Origin of the sequence: Psychrobacter sp. JCM 18901 (genome assembly GCF_000586435.1) — a bacterium.
Lineage (GTDB): Bacteria > Pseudomonadota > Gammaproteobacteria > Pseudomonadales > Moraxellaceae > Psychrobacter.
In genome coordinates this window covers 33910-58959 of the sequence record NZ_BAWH01000006.1, presented here as the reverse complement: position 1 = coordinate 58959, position 25050 = coordinate 33910, and the positions used below count along the sequence as shown (strand labels likewise).

Genomic DNA, 25050 nt, shown 5'->3' with positions numbered 1-25050 from the left:
CTGTATTTAAACAATGGCAAACCTTTCAGTGTTTGCACATCACATTATTATAGCAGTTGTATTAATCGTATTTCATTTATGCTAAGGATAGCAATTATGAACAACCATTCAATCAGTTCACTCTTATAAGCCAAACCTCTTCAGGCACCGATCAAATAGTATTAACTTAAGCTATAAAGCCCTAGTGGTGTGTTTTTAATGTATGAGTACGCTTTGATATAGACAACAAATCGAGTCGTATACATCGTTGTAAATATGCTGGGCATTAACCCTAATGCTCTATCTACGAAATGGTTAGCTATCAGTGATCCTTTACGCTATGGCGTAAAGCACTTTCATTTATTCGTTACTCACTACGACATATTCCCGTCTAAATAGCAACTACGAAGAAGATCCTAGAAATTTTTATCACATAATAACCAGACTAAATTCTGTTTATCAGAAGCATTATCCTATTCACAAAGTATAATTTTACAGCGTATTTTTCCATGGAAGGAAATTGAAATTATGAGCATTTTTGCTATTTTTTTTGTCTTTATCACTCTTAATATATTTTGCCTATAGAGGTGTCAGCGTATTAGTCTTAGCGCCCTTACTCGCTATTTTAGCTGTTGTTTTAAGTGGTAATAGTAGTCAAACCATGGGGATTTATACTGAAGTATTCATGCAGGGGCTTGGCGGATTTGCTGTGAAATATTTCCCGCTATTTATCTTAGGTGCTATTTTCGGCAAGTTGATGGAAGATTCTGGTTATGCCTATAGCATCGCTCGCAACATCGTGGATAAACTGGGAGATAAACATGCTTTGTTAGCCGTCGTCTTAGCCTGTTCAATCTTGACTTATGGAGGTGTATCAGCCTTTGTCGTTACTTTCGCAATATATCCCATTGCTGCCGCCTTATTTAAGCAGACGAACATACCTAAAAGACTAATACCTGGAGCCATTTGTATTGGCGCTCTAACCTTGACCATGACAGCATTGCCAGGTTCACCTGCCATTCATAATGTTATACCGATGCCTTATTTTGAGACCGATGCATTTGCAGCTCCTGGTTTAGGCATTATTGCCTCGATAGTTATGCTAGGCGGAGGTATGTTGTGGATGAATCGCCAAACGCGTATTGCAAGTGCAAATAATGAAGGTTATGGAAATCATACGTTAAATGAAAAAGAGCCTCATTCAGGTATCGACATACCCAATTTTTGGCTCGCATTATCGCCTATTCTCATTGTGATAATAGGCAACTATGCTTTTTCAAAAATTATAATACCGTTATGGAACAACAGTTACTTAGCTGACGAAAAATTTGGTGGCGTAGCCTTGAGCTCAGTTATTGGTATATGGGCCATTATTTTATCGTTGTTTTTAGCTTGTGTGTTTGTTATTGCTTCGAGTTTCAAAAGAATAGATAGTGTGGCAGAAAGTTTAAACAAAGGTGCTACCGGATCTTTACTGCCTATTTTTAATACAGCTTCAGAAGTAGGCTATGGCTCCGTGATTGCAACTCTTGCAGGTTTCGCTATTATTAAACAGTCTCTTATGGAAATTGCGCCTGGCAACCCCCTCATATCAGAAGCCATTATGATTAACGTTCTGGCAGGTATTACTGGATCAGCTTCAGGTGGTTTGGGTATAGCGTTGGAAATCATGGGTGCAAGCTATATGCAATTGGCAGAACAATATAACATTGACCCTGAATTAATGCATCGTATTGCTTCTTTGGCTTCCGGCGGTTTGGATTCACTACCACATAATGGGGCAATAATAACAATGCTAACTATTTGTGGTTTGACTCATAGAGAGTCCTATAAAGATATATTTGCGACTGCTGTGGTCATTCCATTAATTGCTCTCACTCTAGTCATCATACTCGGTACTATGTTTGGTTCTTTTTAGAAAGATGTGATTTCCTGTCTATGTAGCTATGGACGTTTGTCATACATTCTTAGCTACAACTGCTTTTTCCGATAAAGCTCTATCAATAAGCAATAGCACGCACTATCACTTGATAGCTGGCAAATAGCATCACAAAATCTAAAACTGCATGTTGCCTTAAAGCAATACGAAACGCTTTTCTTATCAATTTTAATGAAACCTCCTAGCTTTCTTATCTCGTCATAAACACCCTCTAAATTCTTAACATTGAGATTTTCGGTCTATGAACAGAATTGTCATCAGTTTTGTCTACAAAAGCTCAGAAGCATAGTAAGACGTCATCAGCTGTCGCTTAATTTAAGTTTTTGCCTCAAAACCTCACAAATTGGCTTTCAATTGTTTGCTAATACTCGTAAGTTATTAGTGGAGGTCAATACACGGGATACAACGACCAAGTCATCAACTCAATATCTTAGTGGGAAAGATATGAAATCACTGTCGATCGCTAAGCTACAAACACTCAATGTGCTTGTATATCCAGAAATCATTAGTCTGTTTGATATTTATACCTGCCATATCAGACCACTTCTGAATAGCCATGCTATCGAACTTGAGCAAAGTAATGCTTGCTCAAAACTTACCTGCTTTATAAAAGAGGAAGAAAAGTGGTTCTTGCTCAATAACTTTGAGCTATTTCATATAGTAAAAAGTCCTTATATTGATTTTGATGTATTAAGAAAAGAAGTAGCCGTGAAATATATATCACAGAATCAGTTTGATTTTGACATTATTTTTTTACGAGCTCATTGATCTCATTGCAAAATACAACAAAAAAATAGATATCAAGCTCATTTACTCGCAGCTAAGCGAGGTCTTGGATCAAGAGATAAACCAAAAATTATTTGGCAAAAATATTTTTGCTATTACTACATTTTGTCGGCTTATAAACATAAGTGAGCAAACTTATTACAAGCGACCTTCTGAGGCTGTTTTATGACTGAGAATGATGATACCTCTCCCAATGAAGAACACTGGCTGTCGGCACAGACCATTGCTCATATAAAGAATAATAAAGCACTTGTTTACCCAGAATCTGTCTTAAAGGTTATCTCTACCATTATTGCTACAGTAGATGGTAGTTATGAACGAGATGACAATGCGATTGAGTATTTATCAGAAACTGTCATACAAACACTACAAAAAAAGGCCAGTTGACGATCAGTATATGCAAATTAATCGTAAGGATTTGGCACAAAAACCATTGATGATGCAACTGCTTATCCTAATGCAAGATATCGTCATTAAACGGCAGTTAGGTCAAGCAGTGCAACAACTAGTTTGGTTATCCATAGCGATGCACACAGCAGCTCTACTTATCGTTCACAATAGAAAAACTGATACTAAAGATATACTGATGCAGTTCAAACAGGCTCAGTTTTCATCATCTTCTAGACGAACATGGATTTGGCGTGAACTACCCGATTTACCTCAGATGGCCATAAGTGTAGAGTACATATCTACCACCCTCAATGATCTATTAAAGCAGAAAAAAAGTGAGAAAGTAAAGAAAGATGAATCTGATGAAAAAGCCAAACTGAGCCAAATAGAAAAAAATAACGACCGCATATCGAAATGCGCATGTGTTACGCAAGCCTAGACCCAAGTATAAGAAGCCGCCTAAACATATTAAAATTATAGCCATCAACTTAGCAGACAACACATCGAGATTGCCCTTAGACTCTACTGCAACGAGTCACAACTGGAATACTACTACACTCAGTAATGATGCATGGGGTTACACACGTGATGATATAGAACACAGCGCTATCGCCATAGATCTTGCATTTTTAGAAGCTAATACTGAAAGCTATGAAGGGTTAACCACCAGCTTTGAAGAGCGTATTGACCACTATGAGGAACCCTATGTTAGCTATGGCGAATATCCAAACCCGTTAATCAAACACTCTATACCGCTCCAAACTATAGATTTATCGCTACAGCAAAACTACATGTCTCAGCGCAATCTAGCGCTTAACTCTAACACGCGCTTACTGTCCCTTGCCGGCTACCAAGCGTTATTTGCTGCACTCAATCAAGACGCAAGCACCTTACCAGAATCAGAGACTGATAAAACCTGTGCGGGTATTTTACTGTTATCTATGATTACCGGGCTGCCAGTTAAGTCCTTACTAATACCCGGCTATATCAGTCATTCTAGTATTTTCAATCTTGAAGGCAAAAAGTATTACATTAAACACAGGTTAGGTATTACTAAAAGGTCCACAAGCCAAACATTGCCCGTAAAGAATTATGAAAATACTTTTGATACCATCAAAGTTCCACTGCCATTGTGGCTGATAGATGATTTACTTGCTTGCGAGTTGCCATTAAAAGAAGATTTTACGGCTTATCTTGCCGTCTTACGTAGCAGCCTTGGATTGCCTTACCTGTCCGTCAATCGTATAGAGACTGCACTACATGTCGTGCTCTCTCGCTATACGCCTGATTGTCATGCGCATATCGCTGATATCATCTGTCGTACGCCTGCGCCCCATGCTCCTGCGATGTACTATAGTAGCCACACCAGCGAAGCACTTATGGCTCACTATAAATCAGCACTGGGTATATTTAATAGCAACAGTGATTTTGACTTAACTTATATCACTCCTTGGCATAAATATACGGTGGGCTCAGCGTTTGCGTTGAAGATTGAAACAGTTTGCGACATCATAAATGAGATGAAGTACTGGACCGATCAAAGTTCAAACGATGAGGAGCACTTTAACAGAACCAGTATTTTTGTATGGTTTGTCTTTTGCCTTTTAACCGGCGTGCGACCGAACAACGGCCTTGGCAAGATGTACGATATCGATCTTGATATGGGTTGGCTGCTCATCAATGACAAGCCTGTTAAGAAAGTTAAAAGTGATCGTCTCATTCCGCTATGCCCCACACTTATACGCCATCTAACAGACTATAGAGCGTATTTGATTAATTATCAGGCAAAGCACCAAGGTCATCATGACATCAGCGCTATCGTTGACAATATCCGTTTGGGTAATGATGAAGCACTATTAAAGCTGTTGTATGAGCGAGCTCCTACTGCTAACTCCCCTACTCTTAAAGACATTAAGCGTGGCGATGCTTATCATATGACCAAGCACATCATTGACGCCAATCCCTACTGGACACGCCACTTTGTTCGTACGCAGCTTGAAAAGCTTGGCGTTTCCTTATCGCTGATTAACACGGTTATTGGTCATGAAAAAGCTCGTCAAGAAGTATTGGGACGTTTCTCATCAAGTAGTAAAGCAGATATTAAGCGTGTAGCGTCCGTGTTTGAACAGATCGCAGCACAGCTTGGGTTATCAGATATCATAATCAACCATTACCCTAATTCAAATCATGTTGGCACAAGCACTGCAGAGGTTGACCATGCTAATAAATGAAATACAGCTGCCAAAAATTATTGATGACTTAGCAAAGTTTGATGGTAGGAAAAAGCGCTACGTGCCTTACCCATCTATACTCAAAGACAGTGACACGGCAAGGACACGTGAGATACAGCTACTCGCCGACTTACAAACCGAATGGGAGTCGTTGAAAAGGATTCATCCTGGAAGTATCGGATTCATAAAGTCTTTCAATAAATACTATCAACAAGCGCTTTGGCCCAATGAACGCATCTTTTCATTTTCGCCAAGCTCTAGCGATTATTTCGATTTGTCATGGCTATCTTGGAGTCAATCTTTGAGCCAGTTTCAGATAGAGCTTTATAGACAATTGGAACCATTGTCTCGAGAGGGTTTTGATGAGTTTCAGTCAATCATTGAAAACAAAATTGCAAAAGCTTACGAGTCATCTAGAACACTCAAACATGTCTGGCAAGTCGTCGTTAAGTTCGTTGACTATCAAAATAAGTACCATATGCTTGCTGAGCATCACTATCCTAAGATAATCGCGCCACAGCCTACTAAAATTAATCCACTAATTACAAATACAGCTTGGTTAAAAGACGGTAAGGCGCTGGTCAAAATTATTCGCGCAGTAGAGCATAATTGGGAGCAAACAGCGACTATAGCCAAGATCAGATTATAGGCTGGCTGATATTCTCAGGAATTGTATATGGTGGCATCAACGAGGTACAAATGCTTCAAGGCTGGCTTATCTCATTGCTCACCAAAGAGTATCAGCCATTCATCAAAGAAAGGATAATGGTCTCGCCGCGCTTTGTACAAAAGCGCTTTGGTAATGAGCGAGAAGAAGAAAGTGACAAGCTTTACAACACCAAGCAAATCGTTGTAGATATGGTCAGTCAGTGTTGGCTGATGCATTATCATACAAAAAGTAGTCAAGTAGAGTTTGAACCTATCATTGCCAAGCTGTCAGAAGATAAGATAAAACAATACTTGGCTGTGGCTTTGTCTGACGTGATCAAGCCTTTGGGTATTAAGCCACTTCCCTTTTCAAGGTTTTTATATTACGCCAGTTACTACTGGGAGGAGCTGGAGGGCGCTGATATTGATCATGCTTCAGTTGGGGTGCTGCGAGGTATGCATAACACGGCTGGACTGAGCACGCAGGACTTTGGTCGTTTTTGAACCAAAAACATCAGCATAAAGAGGAGCCGTATGTTCTAGAACATATTTTGACGCTGTCTATCAGCAAAAACTCTGTTAATCAAAACGAGACATCTAGTAGTAGTTCTACCAAAAAGATAGAGGTTAGAAAGTCTGATTTAATTATGAACCTGACTAAAGACTTCAAAATGGATAAAAAAACAGAAAAAGAAAAAAAACCAGCAAAAAGCCACCTACTCTTATCGAAAGAGTACAAAAACGTTATAAGCAATACGATGATTTAAGTGAAAAGATTTTATTAGATTGGGTACTCAGTTTGCTAAGCCGAGAAGCACCACCGAACAACGTAACTATTTTGAAATATATTAAAACCATAGGCTATGAGTGGTTGTATTTCACAAAAGCGCAGCCGCTTGATATTTGGTCAGAGGAAGAGTTTGAAGAGCTCTATGAAGACATCTTAGAATACAAAGCTGTCGTACGAAACAATACTGACATTGGATATTCTGCCAATTTATTAAAGAGTATGCACAATTTTGCTAAGAGCAAATACAACCTTCCCTCCGTGAACTTTCAACACGCCAAAAATGGTCGGCGTGTACGTGCGGAGCTGATATCACCGCAAGCGTACCAAGCCATTATTACGCAGATACTGGGTTCTGTAGATATATTGGAGCGGGAGATGTTCGCGCTTTTATTTATCTTAGTCTATCGTACTGGGATGCGCAAAAAAGAGCTGTTAGGACTTAAGTATAATGACATCGAAGGTCTAAAGGCAGCCACACCCTCAGTGGTGATCAGCCCAATAGCTATCGTCCAACTAAGACTCAAAGTAGTATTCGCCGCGTTCCCTTATTTGCCCTCCTAAAGCCTAATGAACTGAGTTTTTTTATTAACTTTGTGCAAAGTAATATCGGCGGCAATTCAAACAAATTTATCTTTACCTTATCATCGGATCAGCGCCCTATTGATGACCATGTTCCGTTAAAATTACTCAAACGAATCTTAAAAGACATATCGGTAGATGATAATGTTACAGACCATACTTTTCATGGGTTTAGGCATACGGCAGTGAGTAACCTATCTCTGGTGCTAGTAGGCCATTCAGATCTCGTAGAAGCCCTTACCGATTATGACGAAAGCGATGTACTTCGCATTAAACAAGGCATACTCGGAGAGCATATTAATGCACAAGATCGCTGGTATGCTCTCTCAGGTATTATGGGACACTTATCGCCTGAGCGGAGCTTTGAGTATTACAACCACTTTGCCACACTGATGGCGACCTATGCGCTTAGTAAAGCAGATATAACATTGCCAGAGCGGACGCTGTATAACGTAACAGGTTTTACGAACAAAAAGCTTAAGGAAAATAATGCGACTGTTCGTAATAGTAGCGTCAGCATACCTAGTATCCGTACACTTTTATTTAAAAATATTATAGAAGGCAAACGCAAGTCACCTAAATTTACGATAGAGAACTGTGATAAGCAATTTCTCTTGAGTACCAATACGCTAGCCGCTGATGAATTGTTTGGTCGTTATGGTCTAAACCGAGTTCAACTGCTACTACAGACCTATGATAAAGAGATGCCATTAAGTAAGGCAGCCCAGTTAGCAAATATTTCTATTCACGATGCAAAGGTTCTAATAGAACGTGCCAGCGAGATTATCGACATCACTACCAAACGCGGCAAACCTCGCTTTGTTAAGCTATCAGATTCAAATACCCCTGTACTGAGTCCACTGAACATTCAATACCAAAGTGACTTAAGATTGCTATCGCTTTTGTTAAGTAATGCTTACCGTCTACGAGAAAAGTCAGGGACTGACTGGACTTGGTTTATTGAGATATGTCGTGAAAAACTGTCTAATAGCCGAGCATACCTACCATTTAGAAAAGAAGATGAGAAGGAGTTGCAGCGGTTCATTGGTATTGCTGAGAAACTGCTGCCTTTGAAACGTTGGCTGGTGAGTAGCAACGAAGATTTATTGATGAAAACTATGTCATCTACTGACTATCAAGATATTAAGCAGCAATCTAATGATTCGAAAAATGCTCTCCATATCGGTATTGCTAGCCGAGATCCTAGAGATCAAACGAATAGGTGGCAATACTCACCGCTACTACGGTTTTTTGTGCATATGATGCTAATCACAGATGAGAAACTATCTATTGTGAGTTGATTTTTCTAAATTATTCACAGATTTTTTTAGATGCAAGCCCGATGTAAGTCATTATAAGAACTATAATATGCTTGAAAATCTAATCAACATATATATCCCCATACCAACCATCATGATGTTTTCAGTCAAAGACACAAAACCAAGCGGTACATTTGAGTTACCACCAACGCAGGCACATTTTAACTCACGCTTGTCTATGTAGACGGCCTTAAATACTGAGAGGCCATTGATACCGCCTATAAATATAGCAACCACAGACGCTACTACACTTAGCCATGCGACATCTGCTAACATGGCAATACCTACAAACGCCTCGGCGAAAGGATAAACGTAGGCGTAACGGACCACCTTACGTGCTAACAAATCATATCCCAAAAATTGATTGGTAAAGCTCTCCAAGTCTTGCAACTTTTGAATAGCAAGCACGATCATGGATAAGGCAACAAACCAGATGATAGTTTGTACCGAAAACAATGTGCTGCTAAAACCCCAAGTGAGTGAAATACTAGCGAGTGCTGTGGTTGCGAATATCGCGATCACTGGCGTGTAGCTCATCTCAGTACTTTCAGAAACCTCTTTGCCAAAAAAAGGCTTGCAGATCATCATACCCGCCTATGCGCTCACCATCGATAAAAATTTGCGGCGTAGTTTTAACATTGAGCTTGTCTTTAAGTGCTTGAGTTTCAGCATCATTCGTCAAATGCTTGTCCTCGACCTGATAACCATTACGCTCTAAAAGATCGAGTGCTTTTAAACCAAATGGACAAACATGATCAGGTTTGACCATGCGATAAACCACGGCTGTTTTCATAATACACACTCCTATCTAACATATAGATCCTATCTTTTAAACCTTTTACGCTTCATTCAAGCTCTTCAATCAACTGCTGCATTTCATCAATTTCGCGCTTTTGTGCTTTTATAATGTCGTCGGCAAGCTGCTGCACACGCGGATCTTCAATATCAGCACGACTACTAGTGAGAATAGCAATCGAGTGATGCGGTATCATGGCCTGCATCCAATCGACTTGATCGACAGTTGCTTGAGATCTAACGCCCCAAATACCAACAGCAAACATCAACACGCTCAGACCATAGATCATCAAATTGACCTTGGTCTTCTTATACATATTAGTCATAAATGCCAACATGACCACTGCCATACCAGCACCCATGTAGAGCGCCATATAAGCTCGGGTTTCACTAAAATAAATATGACCCCATTCATAAGTGTTGAAATACATCATGATGTACATCACAATCGTAGACGTTAGAATCATCAGAGTGAACTTTACATAAGGGTTCATGCCCTGTTGATGATTCATGTTGTTTTGATCTGAAGCATTCATAGTATATCTCCTATTATTTTAATAATATTAAAACCAGAACTTAACCCCCGCAGTTAAACTACTGCTATCAACCGATTCATTATGTTGACGTCGTTGACCACGAGCCTTGCCAAGCGCTGTCTCATAACTCACACCGATGTAAGGCGCGAGTTGGCGACTGAATGTCTCATAAGTAAGCCTAACTTCCGTTTCCATCTCATTAAAGCCCTTGGTAATGTCATTATCATGGTCATCTTTACTAAAGGCAGTCAACCCCACCTCCGGTATAACTACCCAATGCTGATCCAAACGCCACTCGTATTCTGCACCTAAATCAAGACGAAGTTGACCATCGGTATATAAGTACGCCCTAGCGTCCGTTTCGATGAAATACGGCGCGGTACCGACAATACCTGCAATCACTGCAGATTTGTCGTTTTCAGTATCGTAAGCGACACCGGCCTCACCGTTCCAAAAAATACTCAGTGGTTTCCAATAAGCGAGCGAGCTCAAACTATCGATTTCTTTATCATCTTTAGTCTGAGCACTACCTTCAGTGCGTAGCCTTACACGATTACTATCCGTACCGTACCAGCCCGTTGCTTCGAAGTTGATTTGATCGTCATCAAACTGATAGCCCAAGTCGTCTACTGACACTCCCCATAATAGCATGCTGCCCATCATCATTGGCTTACCATACTGCCCGTAGGGAACCCCATTTGAATAGTCTGGACTACGAGCATCAGCCGGTGGTTCACCGCCTTGCATACCAGACATGTCCATACTGCTGTGATCCATACCAGACATGTCCATACCGCTGTGATCCATATCAGACATATCCATACTACTGTGATCCATATCAGACATATCCATACTGCTGTGATCCATATCAGACATGTCCATACCGCTGTGATCCATGATGGGCATCTCAGCAGCATTTGCTAAAGGTAACGTTAATAACATCAAAGATGACATGCCAATAAACGGTAGACTTACTTTATAAATTTTCATAATAAGGCTCATATTCGAAGGTTTATTAAACGACGGCCACTTCTCTGAACATACCGGCTTCCATGTGATACAGCAGATGACAATGCCATGCCCATCGTCCAGCTTCTCCTGTCACATCGAAGCTAATCTTTTGCGCTGGCTGTACCATAATAGTATGCTTGCGCACCTGAAACTCGCCGTTAGGCATACGTAAATCACTCCACATCCCATGTAGATGCATCGGATGATTCATCATCGTGTCATTAACCAAGGTAATACGTACGCGCTCACCCGGCTTAATATTCACTGGTGTCGCGTCACTAAATTTGACCCCATCGAACGCCCAAATATAGCGCTCCATGTTACCGGTTAAATGTAGTTCTATCTCTCGGGTAGGTTTGCGCTGCTCCGCAAATATTGCCTCATCGACAGAGCGCAGCTGACTATAATTCAATACCTCTCTATTAACATTGCGCAGGTTGATACCGGGATCATCAAGGTTCATACGTGGACTGTCCACACGCATATCACTCTTAAAATCGTATTCTGTTTTGGCATGACGGGCTTTATAACCATCAGCACCCATAGCGCCCATCATATCTGCATTGTGAGCCATTCAACTTTGTCCATAGCAGGTATCGCAGCACGAGCGCCTTCTTTAGTTGCAAGTGTTGCTGCAACATAGCCTGAACGGTCTATGTTTTGGGCAAATATGGTATGGGCATCTTTGGTCGGGGTAACGATGACATCATAAGTCTCAGCCACACCAATACGAAAATCATCAATCGCAACTGGTGCGACATCGATACCATCGGTTGCCACCACAGTCATTTTGAGACCGGGTATGCGTACATCAAAGATAGTTTGCGCTGAGGCATTGATGAAGCGTAATTTAACGCGCTGTCCTGCTTTGACGATTTGCGCCCAATTAGCTGCGGTCGTTTTGCCATTGATAAGGTAGGTAAATGTGTTTTCACCCGACAAGTCCGTAAAATCAGTGGGCATCATGCGCATCTGATTCCACATTTTGCGCTTATCAAACGCGGTTTTCATATCCGTTTCGGCAATATCAGCAAGCAGTTTTTTGAAGTCTGGTAGATGGTAGTTGTCAAAGTCGGCGCGCTGTTTGAGCAGCTTCAAGAGATTATGCGGGTTGCGGCTGGTCCAATCACTAAGCACGATCACATGGTCTTCGTCGATAGGATGACGCTCACGCCCTTTAGGTTCAATCACAATGGCACCCAGCATACCGGTTTGTTCTTGGAACCCACTGTGTGAGTGATACCAATAAGTGCCTGATTGTTTTAATTTGAATTTATAAGTAAAGGTGCTATGCGCAGGAATGCCCTCAAAGCTAATTCCAGGTACACCATCCATTTCAAACGGCACCAGCAACCCATGCCAATGAATAGATGTTGATTCATCCATCTGATTATGAACACGTATCACCACCGTATCACCTTCACGCATCTTTAGCGTTGGTGCTGGCAGTGAATCATTGATGAGCGTTGCCATGCTCTTTTTACCGTTCACAATAGCAGACTGTTTACTGACGTATAAATCAAACTCTTTGCCTGTCAATACAGGTACTTTATGAGTGTTTTGATCACTATTAATGGTGGCCGCCTGACTGCTCGAGCGATTCGAATGTCCCAATGCGCTACTGGCAATGGTCGGTATCAAGGAAGCACCAAGGACAGCAGAAGATCCAGTCAAAAAACGTCGGCGGTTCAATATGTTCTGTTTATTCATAATGATGACCTAATTTAATTTGCGAGATGGTGGTTAAGCTTTTGGCTGTTATATTTTTTTATATTTAACGAATAATTTAATCACAGTTGCTGCTGAGGAGACTCAATATCCGCATAAACTTCTGTGGTGCCATCTTTATTAAGTTGCATTACCTTGTAAGGCATAAACTTACCTTCATACTCCATACCGGGGCTACCAACAGGCATACTTGGTACAGCAAGTCCAATGGCTTGTGCAGGAGTATTTGCTAAGAACTGTGCCATGTATTTTGCAGGAACATGTCCTTCAAAAACAAAGCCATCGGTGGTAACGGTGGTATGACAAGAACGCATCTGCTGCGGTACGCTATAGCGTTCTTTGAATAAAGACAAATCTTCAACATCGTGTGCGGTTGCGCTTAATCCATTATCTTCTGCATAGCTTACCCATTCTTTGCAACACCCACAGTTGGCATCTTTATAAACCGTCGCTGAAACATTCTTAAGTAGGTCTGATTGGTTGACTACAGGCGTCGTAACCGCTGTAGATTCAGCTTGTGTTTCTGTCACCTGATTGGTTGATGTGGCAACAGTTGGCTCAGGTTGTACGGGTTTTGAATCAGAAGTGCCCGTATTTGATTGGCTACAAGCCGCTAGTAACAGTGAAGATGTCATCATCACTAAAAGCGTACGACCAGATAACTGGTTGTGCTTACTAGAAAACATATTGGTATAGCGTCTCATAAAACACTCCTAAGCATGTATTTGTCTATTGGACATTTTAAAATTTCTACAACCTATCACTAAATAAAGTAAAACAGGCCAAACTTAAATTGCAAAAGGTAGCACTATTTTAGTGCTACGCTTTTTATTAAATAATTAGTGCTGCATTTCAAAGCTATCATCCGACATATCCATATCTCCATCAAAGCTCATGTCCATAATGTCAGTATCTATCCTCGTGGTCAGCATCGTGTACTGAGCTTCATTTAATTCAGGTAACGATCTAATGAAAGCCATCATTGCCCACATTCTGTCATCGTCGTGAGAGGCACCCCATGCTGGCATTCCAGACGCCATGATTCCGTGCTTAATCGCCCAAAATCCTTGCTGTGCGCCAGCTTTCGTTTGATAGCGCTTCACCACATCAGCGTTGGTAAAGTTGGGCGGTTTAGGGTATAGACTTTCACTAAAATCGGTGCTTTCCACCCCAGGTGATAAGTGACAGCCTGCACACATATCTTTATAATCCGCACCGCCTGTACTGATCATATCTACTTTTGCTAGGTTTGGAACGATGATGCCCTTGCTAGCATTTGCTATTGAGCGCGTGCGGGCAGTCTCTAAAAATTTATAAACCAGTGGGCTATGGGCTTGATCAGCGCCAATATTTATCACACCACTAGTCACTACCGCAAAAACGCCTACAATAGCGACAAAGACAGCAAAGAGTATTCCTAGTAAAAACTTCATAGGCTCATCCTAAAAATCCATTTTTATTAATATCCGATTAACCTTTGATGAAAATCATCTAGCAATAATCATGAGCGTATAAAAGGAATCGTTAAGAGTCGCTATCACTGCTCACACAGTGTTTTTGGTACATCTGTTTCATTTTACCCATATTAGCCATCATGGCTTTCATGGCAGGATCATTCATGTCCATCTTGCTGTGATCCATCTTTTGCATCATCTGCATATGCTTTTCCATTTTTTCACAGTTCATCTGATCCTTTTCAGCATGCATCTTAGGGTCATGTGCCATAGCAGACGTTGAAACAACTAAGGCGATAGCGGTTGCTACGATTGATTTAAATAGTGACATGATAGATCCTTATTTGATTGGTATGAAATCGACAAGACTTCAAAGTATTAAGTTACTCTAAAGCATACTTTATTGATTCTGACAGAGACATGACCGCAAGATTACAATATTGTCATCTTGAGAATTTTTGATGTTCAAAGCGGGGTTATGCTTTACTATGCTAGGTAGGCGTGAAATGTATATGGGAAGCTATTATGAAAGTACTGCTGGTAGAAGATGAGTTGAAACTTGGCGAATATATAAAAAAGGGCTTAACCGAAGCTGGGTTTATTGTGGATCATTATCTAACAGGCCTAGATGGCTATCACGCATTGATGACTGAAGAATTTAGCGTGATACTGATGGATGTCATGCTACCGGATATTAGTGGCTTTGAGCTGGTGCGTAACTACCGAGCTGCAGGTAAACATACTCCCGTGCTATTTTTAACAGCAAAAGATGACTTAAGTGACAAGATAAAAGGGATTGAGATTGGTGGCGATGATTATTTAACCAAGCCGTTTGCGTTTGCAGAATTGGTAGTCAGGATGAAAAGTCTATTGCGACGTGCTAATCAAGTCGATTATCAAAGTACGATCATGCAAATAGCAGATCTCAAAATGGATATTGCAAAGCGTACCGTACATAGAAGAGACCAACCTATTAAATTGACCGCAAAAGAGTTCTCGTTATTACAGTTTTTATTAGAGCGCCGAGGTGAAGTTCTACCACGCTCAGTCATCGCCTCTCAAGTATGGGATATGAATTTTGAAAATGATACGAACGTGATTGATGTGGCAATCAGGCGTCTTCGCATAAAAATAGACGATGAACATGAGGCAAAGCTGATTCATACTGTGCGTGGTATGGGCTACCGATTAGATGCTGTCAATACAATCGCTGATAGCCAGCCATCTTACGAAGCTGACGATATCTAATATGAAATATCGGTTAGATAGTCGACGCCTGCCATTACTGTGGCGCACCGTTTTTCTGCTAACTGTATTCGTAATTATCTCTCAAGTGATTATTTACGCGTGGGTGCAGCGTTCTGTCAGTGGACATTTTGAACAAATGGACTCTGAGATTATCACGCATGCAGCTTTTAACCTGCGCAAAAGTATCAATGATGTTGATGCTCAGACAAAGTCATCAGCAGCTTCAAAATCTCAGTCATTAACTAGCGCCAACCATCTACATCCTTCTCGGCTTGACTATGACTTAAAAACTGTCATTGCAAATAAGAGCGGTGCACTATTATCTAGCGATCCAACCAGCTTCATCAACGACCTACCTTCAGATTTTAGCCTGCCACAATTGTGGCAAGTCTATCGTGATCAGCAATTCACGATTGAGATAAAGGGTAGGAATTACCGAGCAATCATCATCGAAAACCAAGAGGTTTTGGCACTTATTGCATTGCCCATCGATGTTCATCACCACTATCTCATGCATTTCAATCGTCAACTCAGTATGATTTTATTCGCTATTACATTACTGTTGGTGTCAGTAGCTGCATTAAGTGTGTATTGGGGTTTTGCACCTTTAGCCACTATCGTACAAAAAATGAAAAGGATTAACCCTGAAAGATTGGATGAAAGAATAACCGTCAGTGATATGCCTTTAGAGCTACGACCACTAGCAAAATCTTATAATTCAATGATGGTCAAACTTGAGAGTAATTTTGAATCCTTGTCTCGGTTTTCAGATAATATTGCCCATGAGCTCCGTACCCCAATTGCGACGCTGAGTACGCAAACGCAAGTCATGTTGAATAAGCCAAGAGATGGCAATGAATACATTGAGCAGCTACATCATCAACATGACACGTTAGAGCAGCTATCGGCTATGATTAATAATATGTTGCTACTGGCAAAAACTCAAAAAGGTTTAAGCGACACGCAAGTTAGTAACGTAGATACCGAGAGTCTAATCACAAAGCTGATCGACTACTATGAAATGCTTGCCGAGGATCGTGAGATAACTTTTGCAAAATCGGGTGAATTTGCGACAGTATTAGGTGATGAAGGTTTATTGCAACGGTTATTTGCTAATCTGCTGTCAAATGCCATCTATTACGCCGCTAGTGCCAGTACTATCACAATATCAGCTACCATCATTACCTCAGATATCACTCTTGAGAACTCAAAAGAATATCCTCTATCCTCAAAACAATCATTATTAAGAATCGCCTTGACTAACCGCTTAGACAAACCGCTAAATCAAAGCGCGGCCGATAAATTATTTGAGCGATTCTATCGTCATGATAAGACAAGCAATCAACATTCAGGGACAGGACTAGGATTGTCTATCGTTCGGGCTATCGCCAATGCCCATAAAGGCAAAGTAAATATTGCGATCAAAGATGAGTATTATTTTGAGGTTACTGTAGAGTTATTGATGGCCAAATATTAACTATCTTCATACTACGATGCTTGGATTTTATGAACTATAAAAATCGATGAGTTAATAAGATATTAAGATAATAATGACGGCACCCTAGTGAGGACTTGAATCTTTGGCTGTGAGCTAATGGTATTAAGGTTTCAACTTGCTGAGATAGCCACAGTGTACTTCATGATGTACTTACCATAGATATTCTATCTATGATCGGTGCGCTAGTGAGGACTTGAAGAGACCATCCCAGATTCTGTGTAACTGACGTTTAGATTAAATACTTACACAAAATTTAGGAAGGTCTCCCAGATTCTTATCAAAGACTTCATCATCTATTATTCGCCAAACGGCAACTTGCTGATGGTCTTTGGTGGTGACTAGATTTAAAGTTTGTTCAATCATTGCTTGAGGTCTCATATCCTTATGATGTTTATTTGCTTCAAACCCAGTTACTTTACACTTAGCGGTTTAATTAAGCTACTTACTTGAGCTATTTGCTTCAGTTATTAGGCTTGGCTACTTACTCAACTTCAATATTCTAAAGGCGCCCTGAATAACTAAAGCAAATACGATGCTACCAATAATCAAATCAGGCGTACTAGAGTGTAACCAATTAACCAAAATCCCTGCAACAATTACCCCTAAATTGATAATCACATCGTTTGAAGTGAAAATCATACTGGCTTGCATATGGGCTTCTTCTTCTTTGCTTTTCGATTTTTGTAGTAAATAGAGGCAAATCGAGTTTGCAATTAGCGCAAGAATCGATATGACTATCATGGTAGAAAAGTCAGGTAACTGCTCATTGCCAAAGAAACGTCTTAGTACTTCTAAAAAAACCAAGAATCGCTAGCGTAATTTGAAAATATCCGGCAATTCTAGCAATCCGTTTTTTTCTTAATGACCGTTCCACCGACCGCAAATAAGCTAATTCCGTACACGAAGCTATCTGCTAACATATCTAAGCTGTCGGCGACCAACCCCATCGAACGAGAAATCAGTCCCGTGCTCATTTCAATAATAAAGAAAGCAAAGTTAATGACCAGCACTATCCATAGTAGCTTTCTTTGCTCAGCATCTTTTTTTGTGACTAGAGTCAGCATCAATTTTAAAATTATTGTTGGGATCAGAGGGGTCAATGGTTTCGGTCGAGAGTAGGGTGTCTCCTAATTTTAGGTCATGAATAGCAGTCTCTATCCCTTCTATATTGTCATGATGAAACACAGTTAATTGACGGTTAGGAATGTCGAACTCAAGATGTTCAATATTCGAGTGGCCCTCTAATTTCATTCGGATTAGGTTTTCCTCCGAAGGGCAGTCCATCTTCGATATTTTAAAAGTTGTTTTATTCATAGCTACATTTATATCCGGGTGGTGGTTCAAAAAGTAGGCTGAAAAAAAACAGGCTGAGAAATTGATAAATAGTGAAATGCAAATGACACTATACATCAAATGCCCAGCCTGTCTAAGTGACAATATAAAGAAAAATGGTTTCAAAAGCTATACCCCAGCGGAACCAGTTATTTCGCCCTTCAAACCTATTAATAGACTACTTAAAACAGACTGGTATAATGGAACCACTTATACCAGACTGCTGAACTCACTCTTACTGTACCCAAAGTCATGGTACCTTGCATCATACTCTTTTTATTACATCGTCTACTTTTTACATGCGTTTTAGTATTTTGTAGTAGTCATTACCCTGTTTAATAATTTGTGCTGACATACTATAAAAGTGCTAAGCACTAGTATGCTTCTATCCTACGTGACAACCTCCAAATTACTGACTAAATTATGACTGCTAACAACGTTTTGAACGTCAATAAAGGTACTTTTACCTAACGCCCCAAGATTGTAGCTTGCAAACTCATAGTATAAATTAACCACATCACCCATAATCAATAGCGCAGGGGTTGGTAGTTTTGCCTCAGCTTGCTGCTCGGCGATATTACCAAGCGTACCGATAAGAAGCTGCTGCGTTGGCAAACTGGCATGACTAATCACAGCAAAAGGTGTATTACTGTCGCGCCCTGCGGCAATTAGCCCTTGAGTCATCTCATCTAGTCGATTCAACCCCATATAAAAGACAACGGTTTGCGTACTGTCCAAAAGTTCACCATAATCATTATTGGGTGCACCTGATTTTTTGCATGCTGTTACAAACTTCACGGCTTGTGCATGATCACGGTGTGTCAATGGAATACCTGCTCTGCTTGCAGCCGCACTAGCAGCAGTGATACCAGGAATAGATTCAAAGTGGATACCATGACGCACCACTTCTTGTAGCTCCTCACCGCCACGTCCAAAAATAAAGGGGTCGCCACCTTTGAGCCTAACGACCGTTTTACCCGCTAACGCATGTTTGACTAGCAGCTCATTGATACCTTCTTGTGGTAGCGCATGATTGGCACGGCGCTTACCAACGAATATCTTCTCTGCTGTCAGCGCACACATATCTAAAATATCCTCTGAAACCAAGCTGTCATAGAGCACGACATCTGCTTTTTGCATCACTCGCAGTGCTTTTAACGTGAGTAGTTCAGGATCACCAGAACCTGCACCAACCAAATGTACCGTGCCTACTTTCATATTTTTGTCTATACCTAATGGCTTGTCGCGCCCTGCGGTATGACAATTAGTATTAGACAAATGATTTGCAATCAATGTGGTAATAAAGGGAGATGAATCAGTCATGGTAATAACTCCTAATAACACTGTTAATAACGCGCAAACCTGCACCTAACAATGGCATACCTGAGAAAAGAAGAGCCTACAAGATACAGTGCAAACCCTATGCCATATTAGTAAGCAAGCCTGATCTTAGAAAGTTTTTAAGACGCATACTTTTCGATTAAGGTATTGATTTGACTCACGCATGAACCGCAGTTAGTCCCTGCGCGGCACGCTTTGCCAACCGCGTGGGCACTCATACATTGCTGCTTAGTAATCGTCTCAATAATAATATTCTCTCCAACTGCCATACATGAACACACCAATGGACCTGGATCAACATAACCTGTCGCTGGACGACCTGCTAGCAACCACTTATGACGTTGATTTTCTGGTATCGCATCAGTACTGGCAAAGCAACTATTGAGCCAATGAATACTGGGCAGCTGCGCCACTTGTGGCGCAAAACAAACGCTTAGTAGAAGCTGATCGCGTGGTATGTCAGACTTTGACGTGCTAATCGATGCATGATCTATCGCTTTACTATCTGCATCTACCTGCGTCGAGACGAAGCGAAGCTGCTTTGCTTGCTTGCTGCAAGTAAACGCACTATTGATGGACTCATTGGCTAGAGATGTTTGATAGGTATGGATGAAGTGCTGCCAATAATCAGCATCAAGCAATTTACTGACGACGCTGTCTATGGGACTGGCCAAGGTAATCAAAACGCTATTAGTTTGACGACTTAAACTCCATGTCAGTGCGGGCAACGCAGGCAATGCGTCTGCTATTTCAAAATCTGCATTGGTATCACAGGAAGATATCGGCGTATTTTTATCCTCGGATTCTGTTTCAGAGTTCAATATGGTCTCACGCAGATGCACTATAATGGTGTCTTGTAAATCAGGATGCACCAAAATCTTGCCATAAGTTTTCATCGGTACAGGCATCACGCTGATTGCGGAATTTTTTTAATTCAGGCTGTCCTGAATGTGGATCAACGACTGTTGGAATCAGCGTACCTACGCGCGCAAAACGAGCGAAAGCTCTACTCCAATGCATCGGCATAAAAGCATCTCCTGCGATCATACTATCGCTGATGGCAACTTGTGCGAGCACCTGACTGTCTGTAGTGGTATTACTAGAAACCATGTACTGCGGCTGGCTCTGTATTGATAAGTTTTGCTTATCGCTTTTCTCGTCGCTTTTATCATAGCAAGGACGTAGCTGTACATAATCGCCTTGGTCAACACCGAGCTGCTTGGCATCATGGGGGTGCACGGTGAGCGTTGGTACAGATGCGTGTTGGTTGAGCTGCGGTGCAAGTCCTGTGCGCGTCATCGTGTGCCATTGATCGCGAAGCCTACCTGTAATAAGCCGTAGATCTACCGCCCCTGAGTGATGCTGATGCAACGTATGACTGTCATTGTTTTTTTGACTATCCGCGCTTTTCGATCTCAATCGTTGCGGATGCCTATTGGGTAAGCTGCCGTGACTGGGAGGCGTAATGGCAATAAACTTTGTTTTGCTGGGTGTAATACGTGCGCCGCCCCACTGAAACGGGGTCATGACATCGTATGCGTCACGGCTGAAAGAAACTACGTCTTTATTTTGCTGCTCAAGATGGTCTGGCTTTATCAGTCTAGCGACCCTACTGGCTCTAGCGAAAGATCTTTTGCCAAATTAAGATAGCGCGGTTGATTGCTATCTGACAAAGCTTGGCTAGCATCATTTCTATAAGCAGTTAGAGCGATATGCTCATTAAATATCTCACTAGGATGGTGGTAATCAAAACCTAATAAACCCATACGTTTAGCGACTTGCGACAGTATCCACCAGTCAGGCTTTGCTTGTCCGAGTGCAGGCATTAACGCCCGTTGGCGCGAGATGCGACGCTCCGAGTTGGTCACTGTGCCTGATTTCTCCCCCCAACCTTGTGCCGGCAAAACAATATCTGCACACTTAACCGTATCGCTATCGACGGAGCAGTCAGATACAATCACCAAATCACAGGCCGACAGTGCGCGGCGAAACTTATCGGCTTCAGGTAAGCTAACGACAGGGTTGGTTGCCATAATCCAAATGGCTTTGATACGACCATCTAGTATGGCATCAGCGGCATCGCAAGCTTTTACCCCAGTCTCTGCGGCAATTGCCTGCGGTGCTTGCCAAAAATCAGCCACCAAATGACGATGCTGCTCGTTGTCTAGGTCTAGATGCGCGGCAAGCAGGTTAGCTAATGCACCGACTTCGCGCCCGCCCATCGCATTTGGCTGACCGGTAAGTGAAAACGGACTTGCACCTACTCGGCCCACTCGCCCAGTATATAAGTGAGTATTGATAATGGCGTTGACCTTATCAGTACCACTTGCAGATTGGTTGACACCCATGCTAAATGCCGTGACGGTTTTATCGTTTGCAGCGACCAGCGCATAAAACTCCTGTACCAGATCCGCACTGATACCACATGCCGTCGCCACCTTATCAATCGTCCATGTTTTTGCAGCATCTAAAGCGGGCGTGACATCCTGACACTGCTGAAGATAATCCTTATCAGCATAGCCGTTTTGTTCAAGATAGTGTAGCAGACCGTTATATAAGTGAGTATCTGTGCCGACAGCAATGGGCAAATGTAAATCGGCGAACTCACAAGAATCAGTACGACGCGGATCAATCACAATCAGTTTTTTTATTGCGATCACCCTTTTTGACTGATAAAAACCGCCCAAATAAAATAGGATGACACCATGCCATGTTGGAGCCTACCAATACCAACAAATCACAAGACTCTAAATCTTCATAATTACTAGGCACTAAGTCTGCACCAAAAGCGCGCTTATGCCCTGCAACCGCTGAGGACATACAAAGACGAGAATTGGAATCGATATTATTATTACCAATAAATCCTTTAATAAACTTATTGGCAACGTAATAATCCTCAGTAAGCAGTTGCCCTGACACATAAAACATCACGCTGTCACGCCCGTGTGCCGCGATGGTGTTGTTCAAACGACTGGCAATATCATCTAACACCGCCTCCCACTCGGCAGGCTGCGTATCGGTAGGTTGTCCCTCTGCCATCGATCGCTGTTTGTCTTGATAATAAGGCTGAGTCAACCTGCGCTCAGTACGCAATGTTTGTGCCAATGCACTGCCTTTTGAGCAAAGTTTACCAAAGTTTGCTGGATGATCAGGATCACCTGTCACGCTGACGACACCTGCCTCATCAATGTTTGCTAGTACGCCGCAGCCCACACCGCAGTAAGGACAAGTGGTACGAATAGGACTGATCAAGCCCTCAGTGTAAGTCTTAATGCGAGAGGACGGTACAATATTGAGGTCTTGATCGTCATTTAAGATGACGCTGCTCATGATGTCTCTCCTATTAGGTGTGCGACACTTGGCAAGGCCGATTTGGCTCAGCTGCTTCTATTTTCTCTAAATTGCAATAGGCTTCGCCAAAGATAAGGTCTTCTTTTATCAAGGATATATCACTGCCATCGGTGATCAGCTGACTATAAAACCCGCTTTCACTCACATCCCCATATAGTACCGTGCCAATAAGTTTGCTTGCTTTAATATAGAGACAAAGATAATGATTAAGGCTCGTCTGCTGATAGACAATGCGCTCTACCTGTGCCATTTCACTATCATCAAAAGCAATCTGACCTGCTGAAAAAGCCGCGATGCCAGATACTTTTAATTTTAAAGATAAAGGCTTACTGATAAAGGGACACCAGTTATTTTCAGATTCGTGTGGTCGCGAGTCACTATTGGCTGTCTTACGACTTGAGATGCGTGGCGCTTTTAAGACAGACACCAAAGTATCGACCTGTTGATTGACAGGAGCCACCATCCCGAATAGCTCCCCGTCCAGCTCGACACACTCCCCGATCGCATAGACATGCGGGCAGCTAGTATGCATAAAGTTATCTACAAGGATACCTCGGTTAACCTCAAGACCACTTTGCTGCGCCAGTGTCATATTGGGGATGACGCCAACTGCCATGACAATAAAGTCTGCTGGCAGTGTGCGACCATCCTTTAACAACAGACCATTAACCTCGTGTTGATCATTGACCGTAATACATTCTGTGTTGGCTAATACCTCCAGCTTGACACTTCGACTGAAGAGTTCTGCTTGTAGCAGATGAGCGGCGGGCATATCAAGCTGTCGGTTGAGAACACGACTATCGACATGAACCACTGTCATATCTGCCCCTTGAGATGCCAAAGCGCAAGCGGCCTCTAGACCTAGCACCCCGCCACCAATGACGAGACCTTTTTTTTGCTTGGCGCGCGTACTCCGTCAATACCTGCACATCAGCAATATCTCGAAATACATGAACACCCTTAGCATCATGATTGGCAAAAGGGATGACGCGAGCTTGCGAGCCAGTAGCCAGCACCAGCTCGGTATAATCTAGGACTTGTCCATCACTCAATTCAATACACTGTTGCTTGGTATCGATGGCATCTACCGACGTGCCAGCCAATACCGTGATACCCAATTGCTCATATTCTGCTAGCTCGTATAAATATGTCTCTTCAAAAACCGACTCTCCTGAAAGTACTGGTGACAGCATGATACGGTTATAGCCAACTTGCGGTTCTTTACTGATTAACGTAATTGGCAAACGGGCGGTGTCATCATTTGATTGCGTGCGAGCAAGCTCAATGGCAAAACGACTGCCTGCCATGCCCGCTCCGATAATAACGATGCCAGCAGTAGTCCGACGTTTAGGAAAAGAAGTATGGGTTGGTTCTTGTGAAACAAGTGACATAGGAAAATCATTCCTTAGCCGCAACACGCAGCGTTGAATAAAATGGCTTGTCGTACTATTTACGTTTAACAAGGTTTTATAAAAAATAAATCAGCAACGATATGATAATGACAAATTGAATAAAGCAAATGCTGTGCCAAACCAATAAGGGATGACGTACAATCAGCGGTTCAGGGTCTCTGATATCGTTACTGTTATCAGGGCTGAAGTCTTGTAAGAACTCACCAATCGCTTGATACCTTGCCTGCGTACTAGAATGTAGCGCACGCATCAACGCTTGTTGGCTAGCAGCTGGCACTCGGTTTTGACGTAGGCGTTCTGCAGGTACGATCAGTGAGGCGGATGGGTTCATCAAATCTTGCGAGCTAAATGGCAGCTCACCTGTGAGTAACTCATAACCAATCACGGCAATAGAAAACAAATCAGAATGCACGCCTTTTGGGGCATCGGTGTAGTATTCTGGTGCAGCGTAGTGCAAATCACCATTAGGAGGACGCGTACTGTCTTTTAGTATGGAGGAGCTAGCAGAGCCAAAGTCGATTAACTTGACCGCACCTGATTGAGTTAATAATATATTTTCAGGCTTGATATCTTGATGCAGTAGATAGTTCCGATGCATCACACGGACCGCCATGCCGATCTTAGTAAGTAAATCGTAAGTTTGCCAAATATCAAAAGGGGCTTGACGATCCATAAACACTCGT

At 41.9% G+C, this 25050-nt stretch carries 28 protein-coding genes and 3 pseudogenes; 13 read left to right on the top strand and 18 right to left on the bottom strand.

Annotated elements, in window-relative coordinates; genetic code table 11:
* The first annotated feature begins 529 nt into the window (after positions 1 to 529).
* The 10 genes from TT11_RS06410 to TT11_RS06365 all read left to right on the top strand — a co-directional run bounded on the left by TT11_RS06410 (position 530) and on the right by TT11_RS06365 (position 8643).
* Entirely contained in the window at positions 530 to 1897 is a 1368-nt protein-coding gene (locus TT11_RS06410; RefSeq protein WP_261869629.1) for a GntP family permease, read from the top strand.
* Between the two features lie 375 nt (positions 1898 to 2272).
* Entirely contained in the window at positions 2273 to 2686 is a 414-nt protein-coding gene (locus TT11_RS06405; RefSeq protein ID WP_261869628.1) for a hypothetical protein, read from the top strand.
* 183 nt (positions 2687 to 2869) lie between these two features.
* On the top strand, positions 2870 to 3091 hold the full coding sequence (locus TT11_RS06400) for a hypothetical protein (protein WP_261869626.1): 222 nt from the start codon (positions 2870 to 2872) through the stop codon (positions 3089 to 3091).
* A 10-nt stretch (positions 3092 to 3101) separates the two neighbouring features.
* Entirely contained in the window at positions 3102 to 3533 is a 432-nt protein-coding gene (locus tag TT11_RS06395) for a hypothetical protein (protein WP_261869624.1), read from the top strand.
* Positions 3517 to 5325: a hypothetical protein gene (locus tag TT11_RS06390; RefSeq protein ID WP_261869622.1), complete on the top strand. Its 1809-nt coding sequence runs from the start codon at positions 3517 to 3519 to the stop codon at positions 5323 to 5325. The genes TT11_RS06395 and TT11_RS06390 overlap by 17 nt, the downstream gene beginning before the upstream one ends.
* The gene (locus TT11_RS06385; protein WP_261869620.1) at positions 5312 to 5974 is read left to right on the top strand and encodes a hypothetical protein; all 663 of its coding nucleotides are present in this window, start codon (positions 5312 to 5314) and stop codon (positions 5972 to 5974) included. Before TT11_RS06390 ends, TT11_RS06385 begins: the two co-directional genes overlap by 14 nt.
* Before the next feature lie 50 nt (positions 5975 to 6024).
* Complete coding sequence (locus TT11_RS06380) at positions 6025 to 6477, top strand: hypothetical protein (RefSeq protein ID WP_261869619.1); 453 nt, start codon at positions 6025 to 6027, stop codon at positions 6475 to 6477.
* Positions 6474 to 6740, top strand: a complete 267-nt coding sequence (locus tag TT11_RS06375) for a hypothetical protein (protein ID WP_261869617.1) — start codon at positions 6474 to 6476, stop codon at positions 6738 to 6740. Before TT11_RS06380 ends, TT11_RS06375 begins: the two co-directional genes overlap by 4 nt.
* 71 nt (positions 6741 to 6811) lie before the next feature.
* A complete protein-coding gene (locus tag TT11_RS06370; RefSeq protein WP_261869616.1) occupies positions 6812 to 7324 on the top strand; it encodes a hypothetical protein in 513 nt (170 codons plus the stop codon).
* A gap of 203 nt (positions 7325 to 7527) precedes the next feature.
* Positions 7528 to 8643 carry a hypothetical protein gene (locus TT11_RS06365; RefSeq protein ID WP_261869614.1) on the top strand — a complete coding sequence of 372 codons (1116 nt, stop codon included), beginning with the start codon at positions 7528 to 7530 and terminating at the stop codon, positions 8641 to 8643.
* 60 nt (positions 8644 to 8703) lie between these two features.
* Here the strand turns inward: TT11_RS06365 and TT11_RS06360 are convergent, their stop codons facing one another.
* The 8 genes and pseudogenes from TT11_RS06360 to TT11_RS06320 form a co-directional block, all read right to left on the bottom strand.
* Complete coding sequence (locus TT11_RS06360; protein ID WP_261869612.1) at positions 8704 to 9198, bottom strand: MauE/DoxX family redox-associated membrane protein; 495 nt, start codon at positions 9196 to 9198, stop codon at positions 8704 to 8706.
* Positions 9199 to 9208: 10 nt separating this feature from the next.
* Positions 9209 to 9454, bottom strand: coding sequence for a glutaredoxin domain-containing protein (locus tag TT11_RS06355; RefSeq protein WP_261869611.1), 246 nt, complete (start codon positions 9452 to 9454; stop codon positions 9209 to 9211).
* Positions 9455 to 9506: 52 nt separating this feature from the next.
* Positions 9507 to 9992 (bottom strand): DUF305 domain-containing protein, encoded by a 486-nt coding sequence (locus TT11_RS06350; RefSeq protein WP_261869610.1) that lies wholly within the window; start codon positions 9990 to 9992, stop codon positions 9507 to 9509.
* 27 nt (positions 9993 to 10019) lie between these two features.
* Positions 10020 to 10982 (bottom strand): copper resistance protein B, encoded by a 963-nt coding sequence (locus TT11_RS06345; RefSeq protein WP_261869608.1) that lies wholly within the window; start codon positions 10980 to 10982, stop codon positions 10020 to 10022.
* Between the two features lie 25 nt (positions 10983 to 11007).
* Positions 11008 to 12713: pseudogene (locus TT11_RS06335) on the bottom strand (copper resistance system multicopper oxidase).
* 80 nt (positions 12714 to 12793) lie between these two features.
* Positions 12794 to 13435, bottom strand: coding sequence for a DUF411 domain-containing protein (locus tag TT11_RS06330; RefSeq protein WP_238036689.1), 642 nt, complete (start codon positions 13433 to 13435; stop codon positions 12794 to 12796).
* Positions 13436 to 13570: 135 nt separating this feature from the next.
* Positions 13571 to 14164 (bottom strand): cytochrome c, encoded by a 594-nt coding sequence (locus tag TT11_RS06325; protein WP_238036686.1) that lies wholly within the window; start codon positions 14162 to 14164, stop codon positions 13571 to 13573.
* Between the two features lie 91 nt (positions 14165 to 14255).
* Complete coding sequence (locus tag TT11_RS06320) at positions 14256 to 14516, bottom strand: hypothetical protein (RefSeq protein WP_238036683.1); 261 nt, start codon at positions 14514 to 14516, stop codon at positions 14256 to 14258.
* 194 nt (positions 14517 to 14710) lie between these two features.
* On the opposite strand from TT11_RS06320, the gene TT11_RS06315 reads away from it, so the two are divergent.
* Entirely contained in the window at positions 14711 to 15433 is a 723-nt protein-coding gene (locus TT11_RS06315; protein ID WP_238036680.1) for a heavy metal response regulator transcription factor, read from the top strand.
* A gap of 1 nt (position 15434) precedes the next feature.
* Positions 15435 to 16910: an ATP-binding protein gene (locus tag TT11_RS06310; RefSeq protein WP_261869602.1), complete on the top strand. Its 1476-nt coding sequence runs from the start codon at positions 15435 to 15437 to the stop codon at positions 16908 to 16910.
* 255 nt (positions 16911 to 17165) lie between these two features.
* On the opposite strand, the gene TT11_RS06305 is transcribed toward TT11_RS06310, so the two are convergent.
* Positions 17166 to 17309, bottom strand: coding sequence for a hypothetical protein (locus TT11_RS06305; RefSeq protein WP_178377961.1), 144 nt, complete (start codon positions 17307 to 17309; stop codon positions 17166 to 17168).
* A gap of 99 nt (positions 17310 to 17408) precedes the next feature.
* Positions 17409 to 18245: pseudogene (locus TT11_RS17120) on the bottom strand (cation transporter).
* A gap of 76 nt (positions 18246 to 18321) precedes the next feature.
* Here TT11_RS17120 and TT11_RS06285 point away from each other — a divergent pair.
* Positions 18322 to 18396, top strand: a pseudogene (locus TT11_RS06285) (IS1 family transposase); the annotation flags it as partial.
* A 257-nt stretch (positions 18397 to 18653) separates the two neighbouring features.
* Here TT11_RS06285 and cobA read toward each other — a convergent pair.
* The 8 genes from cobA to TT11_RS06245 all read right to left on the bottom strand — a co-directional run bounded on the left by cobA (position 18654) and on the right by TT11_RS06245 (position 25040).
* Entirely contained in the window at positions 18654 to 19586 is a 933-nt protein-coding gene (cobA, locus tag TT11_RS06280; RefSeq protein WP_261869597.1) for a uroporphyrinogen-III C-methyltransferase, read from the bottom strand.
* Between the two features lie 137 nt (positions 19587 to 19723).
* A complete protein-coding gene (locus TT11_RS06275) occupies positions 19724 to 20500 on the bottom strand; it encodes a (2Fe-2S)-binding protein (RefSeq protein WP_261869596.1) in 777 nt (258 codons plus the stop codon).
* Complete coding sequence (locus TT11_RS06270; RefSeq protein ID WP_261869594.1) at positions 20466 to 21131, bottom strand: molybdopterin dinucleotide binding domain-containing protein; 666 nt, start codon at positions 21129 to 21131, stop codon at positions 20466 to 20468. Before TT11_RS06270 ends, TT11_RS06275 begins: the two co-directional genes overlap by 35 nt.
* 68 nt (positions 21132 to 21199) lie before the next feature.
* A complete protein-coding gene (locus tag TT11_RS06265) occupies positions 21200 to 22240 on the bottom strand; it encodes a molybdopterin-dependent oxidoreductase (RefSeq protein WP_261869593.1) in 1041 nt (346 codons plus the stop codon).
* Positions 22233 to 22934: a molybdopterin-dependent oxidoreductase gene (locus TT11_RS06260; protein WP_261869592.1), complete on the bottom strand. Its 702-nt coding sequence runs from the start codon at positions 22932 to 22934 to the stop codon at positions 22233 to 22235. Before TT11_RS06260 ends, TT11_RS06265 begins: the two co-directional genes overlap by 8 nt.
* Before the next feature lie 13 nt (positions 22935 to 22947).
* Positions 22948 to 23823 (bottom strand): NAD(P)/FAD-dependent oxidoreductase, encoded by an 876-nt coding sequence (locus TT11_RS06255; protein ID WP_370587805.1) that lies wholly within the window; start codon positions 23821 to 23823, stop codon positions 22948 to 22950.
* Positions 23753 to 24346 (bottom strand): FAD-dependent oxidoreductase, encoded by a 594-nt coding sequence (locus tag TT11_RS06250; RefSeq protein WP_261869590.1) that lies wholly within the window; start codon positions 24344 to 24346, stop codon positions 23753 to 23755. The genes TT11_RS06255 and TT11_RS06250 overlap by 71 nt, the downstream gene beginning before the upstream one ends.
* Before the next feature lie 76 nt (positions 24347 to 24422).
* Positions 24423 to 25040, bottom strand: a complete 618-nt coding sequence (locus TT11_RS06245; protein ID WP_261869589.1) for a protein kinase — start codon at positions 25038 to 25040, stop codon at positions 24423 to 24425.
* Positions 25041 to 25050: the final 10 nt, after the last annotated feature.

What these genes read in the sequence shown, in the direction of transcription:
- TT11_RS06305 (WP_178377961.1), bottom strand. Translation starts at nt 17,309, where the DNA reads ATGAGACCTCAAGCAATGATTGAACAAACTTTAAATCTAGTCACCACC.
- TT11_RS06350 (WP_261869610.1), bottom strand. Translation starts at nt 9,992, where the DNA reads ATGAATGCTTCAGATCAAAACAACATGAATCATCAACAGGGCATGAAC.
- TT11_RS06325 (WP_238036686.1), bottom strand. Translation starts at nt 14,164, where the DNA reads ATGAAGTTTTTACTAGGAATACTCTTTGCTGTCTTTGTCGCTATTGTA.
- TT11_RS06275 (WP_261869596.1), bottom strand. Translation starts at nt 20,500, where the DNA reads ATGAAAACTTATGGCAAGATTTTGGTGCATCCTGATTTACAAGACACC.
- TT11_RS06320 (WP_238036683.1), bottom strand. Translation starts at nt 14,516, where the DNA reads ATGTCACTATTTAAATCAATCGTAGCAACCGCTATCGCCTTAGTTGTT.
- TT11_RS06345 (WP_261869608.1), bottom strand. Translation starts at nt 10,982, where the DNA reads ATGAAAATTTATAAAGTAAGTCTACCGTTTATTGGCATGTCATCTTTG.
- TT11_RS06245 (WP_261869589.1), bottom strand. Translation starts at nt 25,040, where the DNA reads ATGGATCGTCAAGCCCCTTTTGATATTTGGCAAACTTACGATTTACTT.
- TT11_RS06395 (WP_261869624.1), top strand. Translation starts at nt 3,102, where the DNA reads ATGCAAATTAATCGTAAGGATTTGGCACAAAAACCATTGATGATGCAA.
- TT11_RS06400 (WP_261869626.1), top strand. Translation starts at nt 2,870, where the DNA reads ATGACTGAGAATGATGATACCTCTCCCAATGAAGAACACTGGCTGTCG.
- TT11_RS06355 (WP_261869611.1), bottom strand. Translation starts at nt 9,454, where the DNA reads ATGAAAACAGCCGTGGTTTATCGCATGGTCAAACCTGATCATGTTTGT.
- TT11_RS06330 (WP_238036689.1), bottom strand. Translation starts at nt 13,435, where the DNA reads ATGAGACGCTATACCAATATGTTTTCTAGTAAGCACAACCAGTTATCT.
- TT11_RS06310 (WP_261869602.1), top strand. Translation starts at nt 15,435, where the DNA reads ATGAAATATCGGTTAGATAGTCGACGCCTGCCATTACTGTGGCGCACC.
- TT11_RS06385 (WP_261869620.1), top strand. Translation starts at nt 5,312, where the DNA reads ATGCTAATAAATGAAATACAGCTGCCAAAAATTATTGATGACTTAGCA.
- cobA (WP_261869597.1), bottom strand. Translation starts at nt 19,586, where the DNA reads ATGACTGATTCATCTCCCTTTATTACCACATTGATTGCAAATCATTTG.
- TT11_RS06260 (WP_261869592.1), bottom strand. Translation starts at nt 22,934, where the DNA reads ATGAGCAGCGTCATCTTAAATGACGATCAAGACCTCAATATTGTACCG.
- TT11_RS06315 (WP_238036680.1), top strand. Translation starts at nt 14,711, where the DNA reads ATGAAAGTACTGCTGGTAGAAGATGAGTTGAAACTTGGCGAATATATA.
- TT11_RS06270 (WP_261869594.1), bottom strand. Translation starts at nt 21,131, where the DNA reads ATGACCCCGTTTCAGTGGGGCGGCGCACGTATTACACCCAGCAAAACA.
- TT11_RS06250 (WP_261869590.1), bottom strand. Translation starts at nt 24,346, where the DNA reads ATGTCACTTGTTTCACAAGAACCAACCCATACTTCTTTTCCTAAACGT.
- TT11_RS06380 (WP_261869619.1), top strand. Translation starts at nt 6,025, where the DNA reads ATGCTTCAAGGCTGGCTTATCTCATTGCTCACCAAAGAGTATCAGCCA.
- TT11_RS06360 (WP_261869612.1), bottom strand. Translation starts at nt 9,198, where the DNA reads ATGAGCTACACGCCAGTGATCGCGATATTCGCAACCACAGCACTCGCT.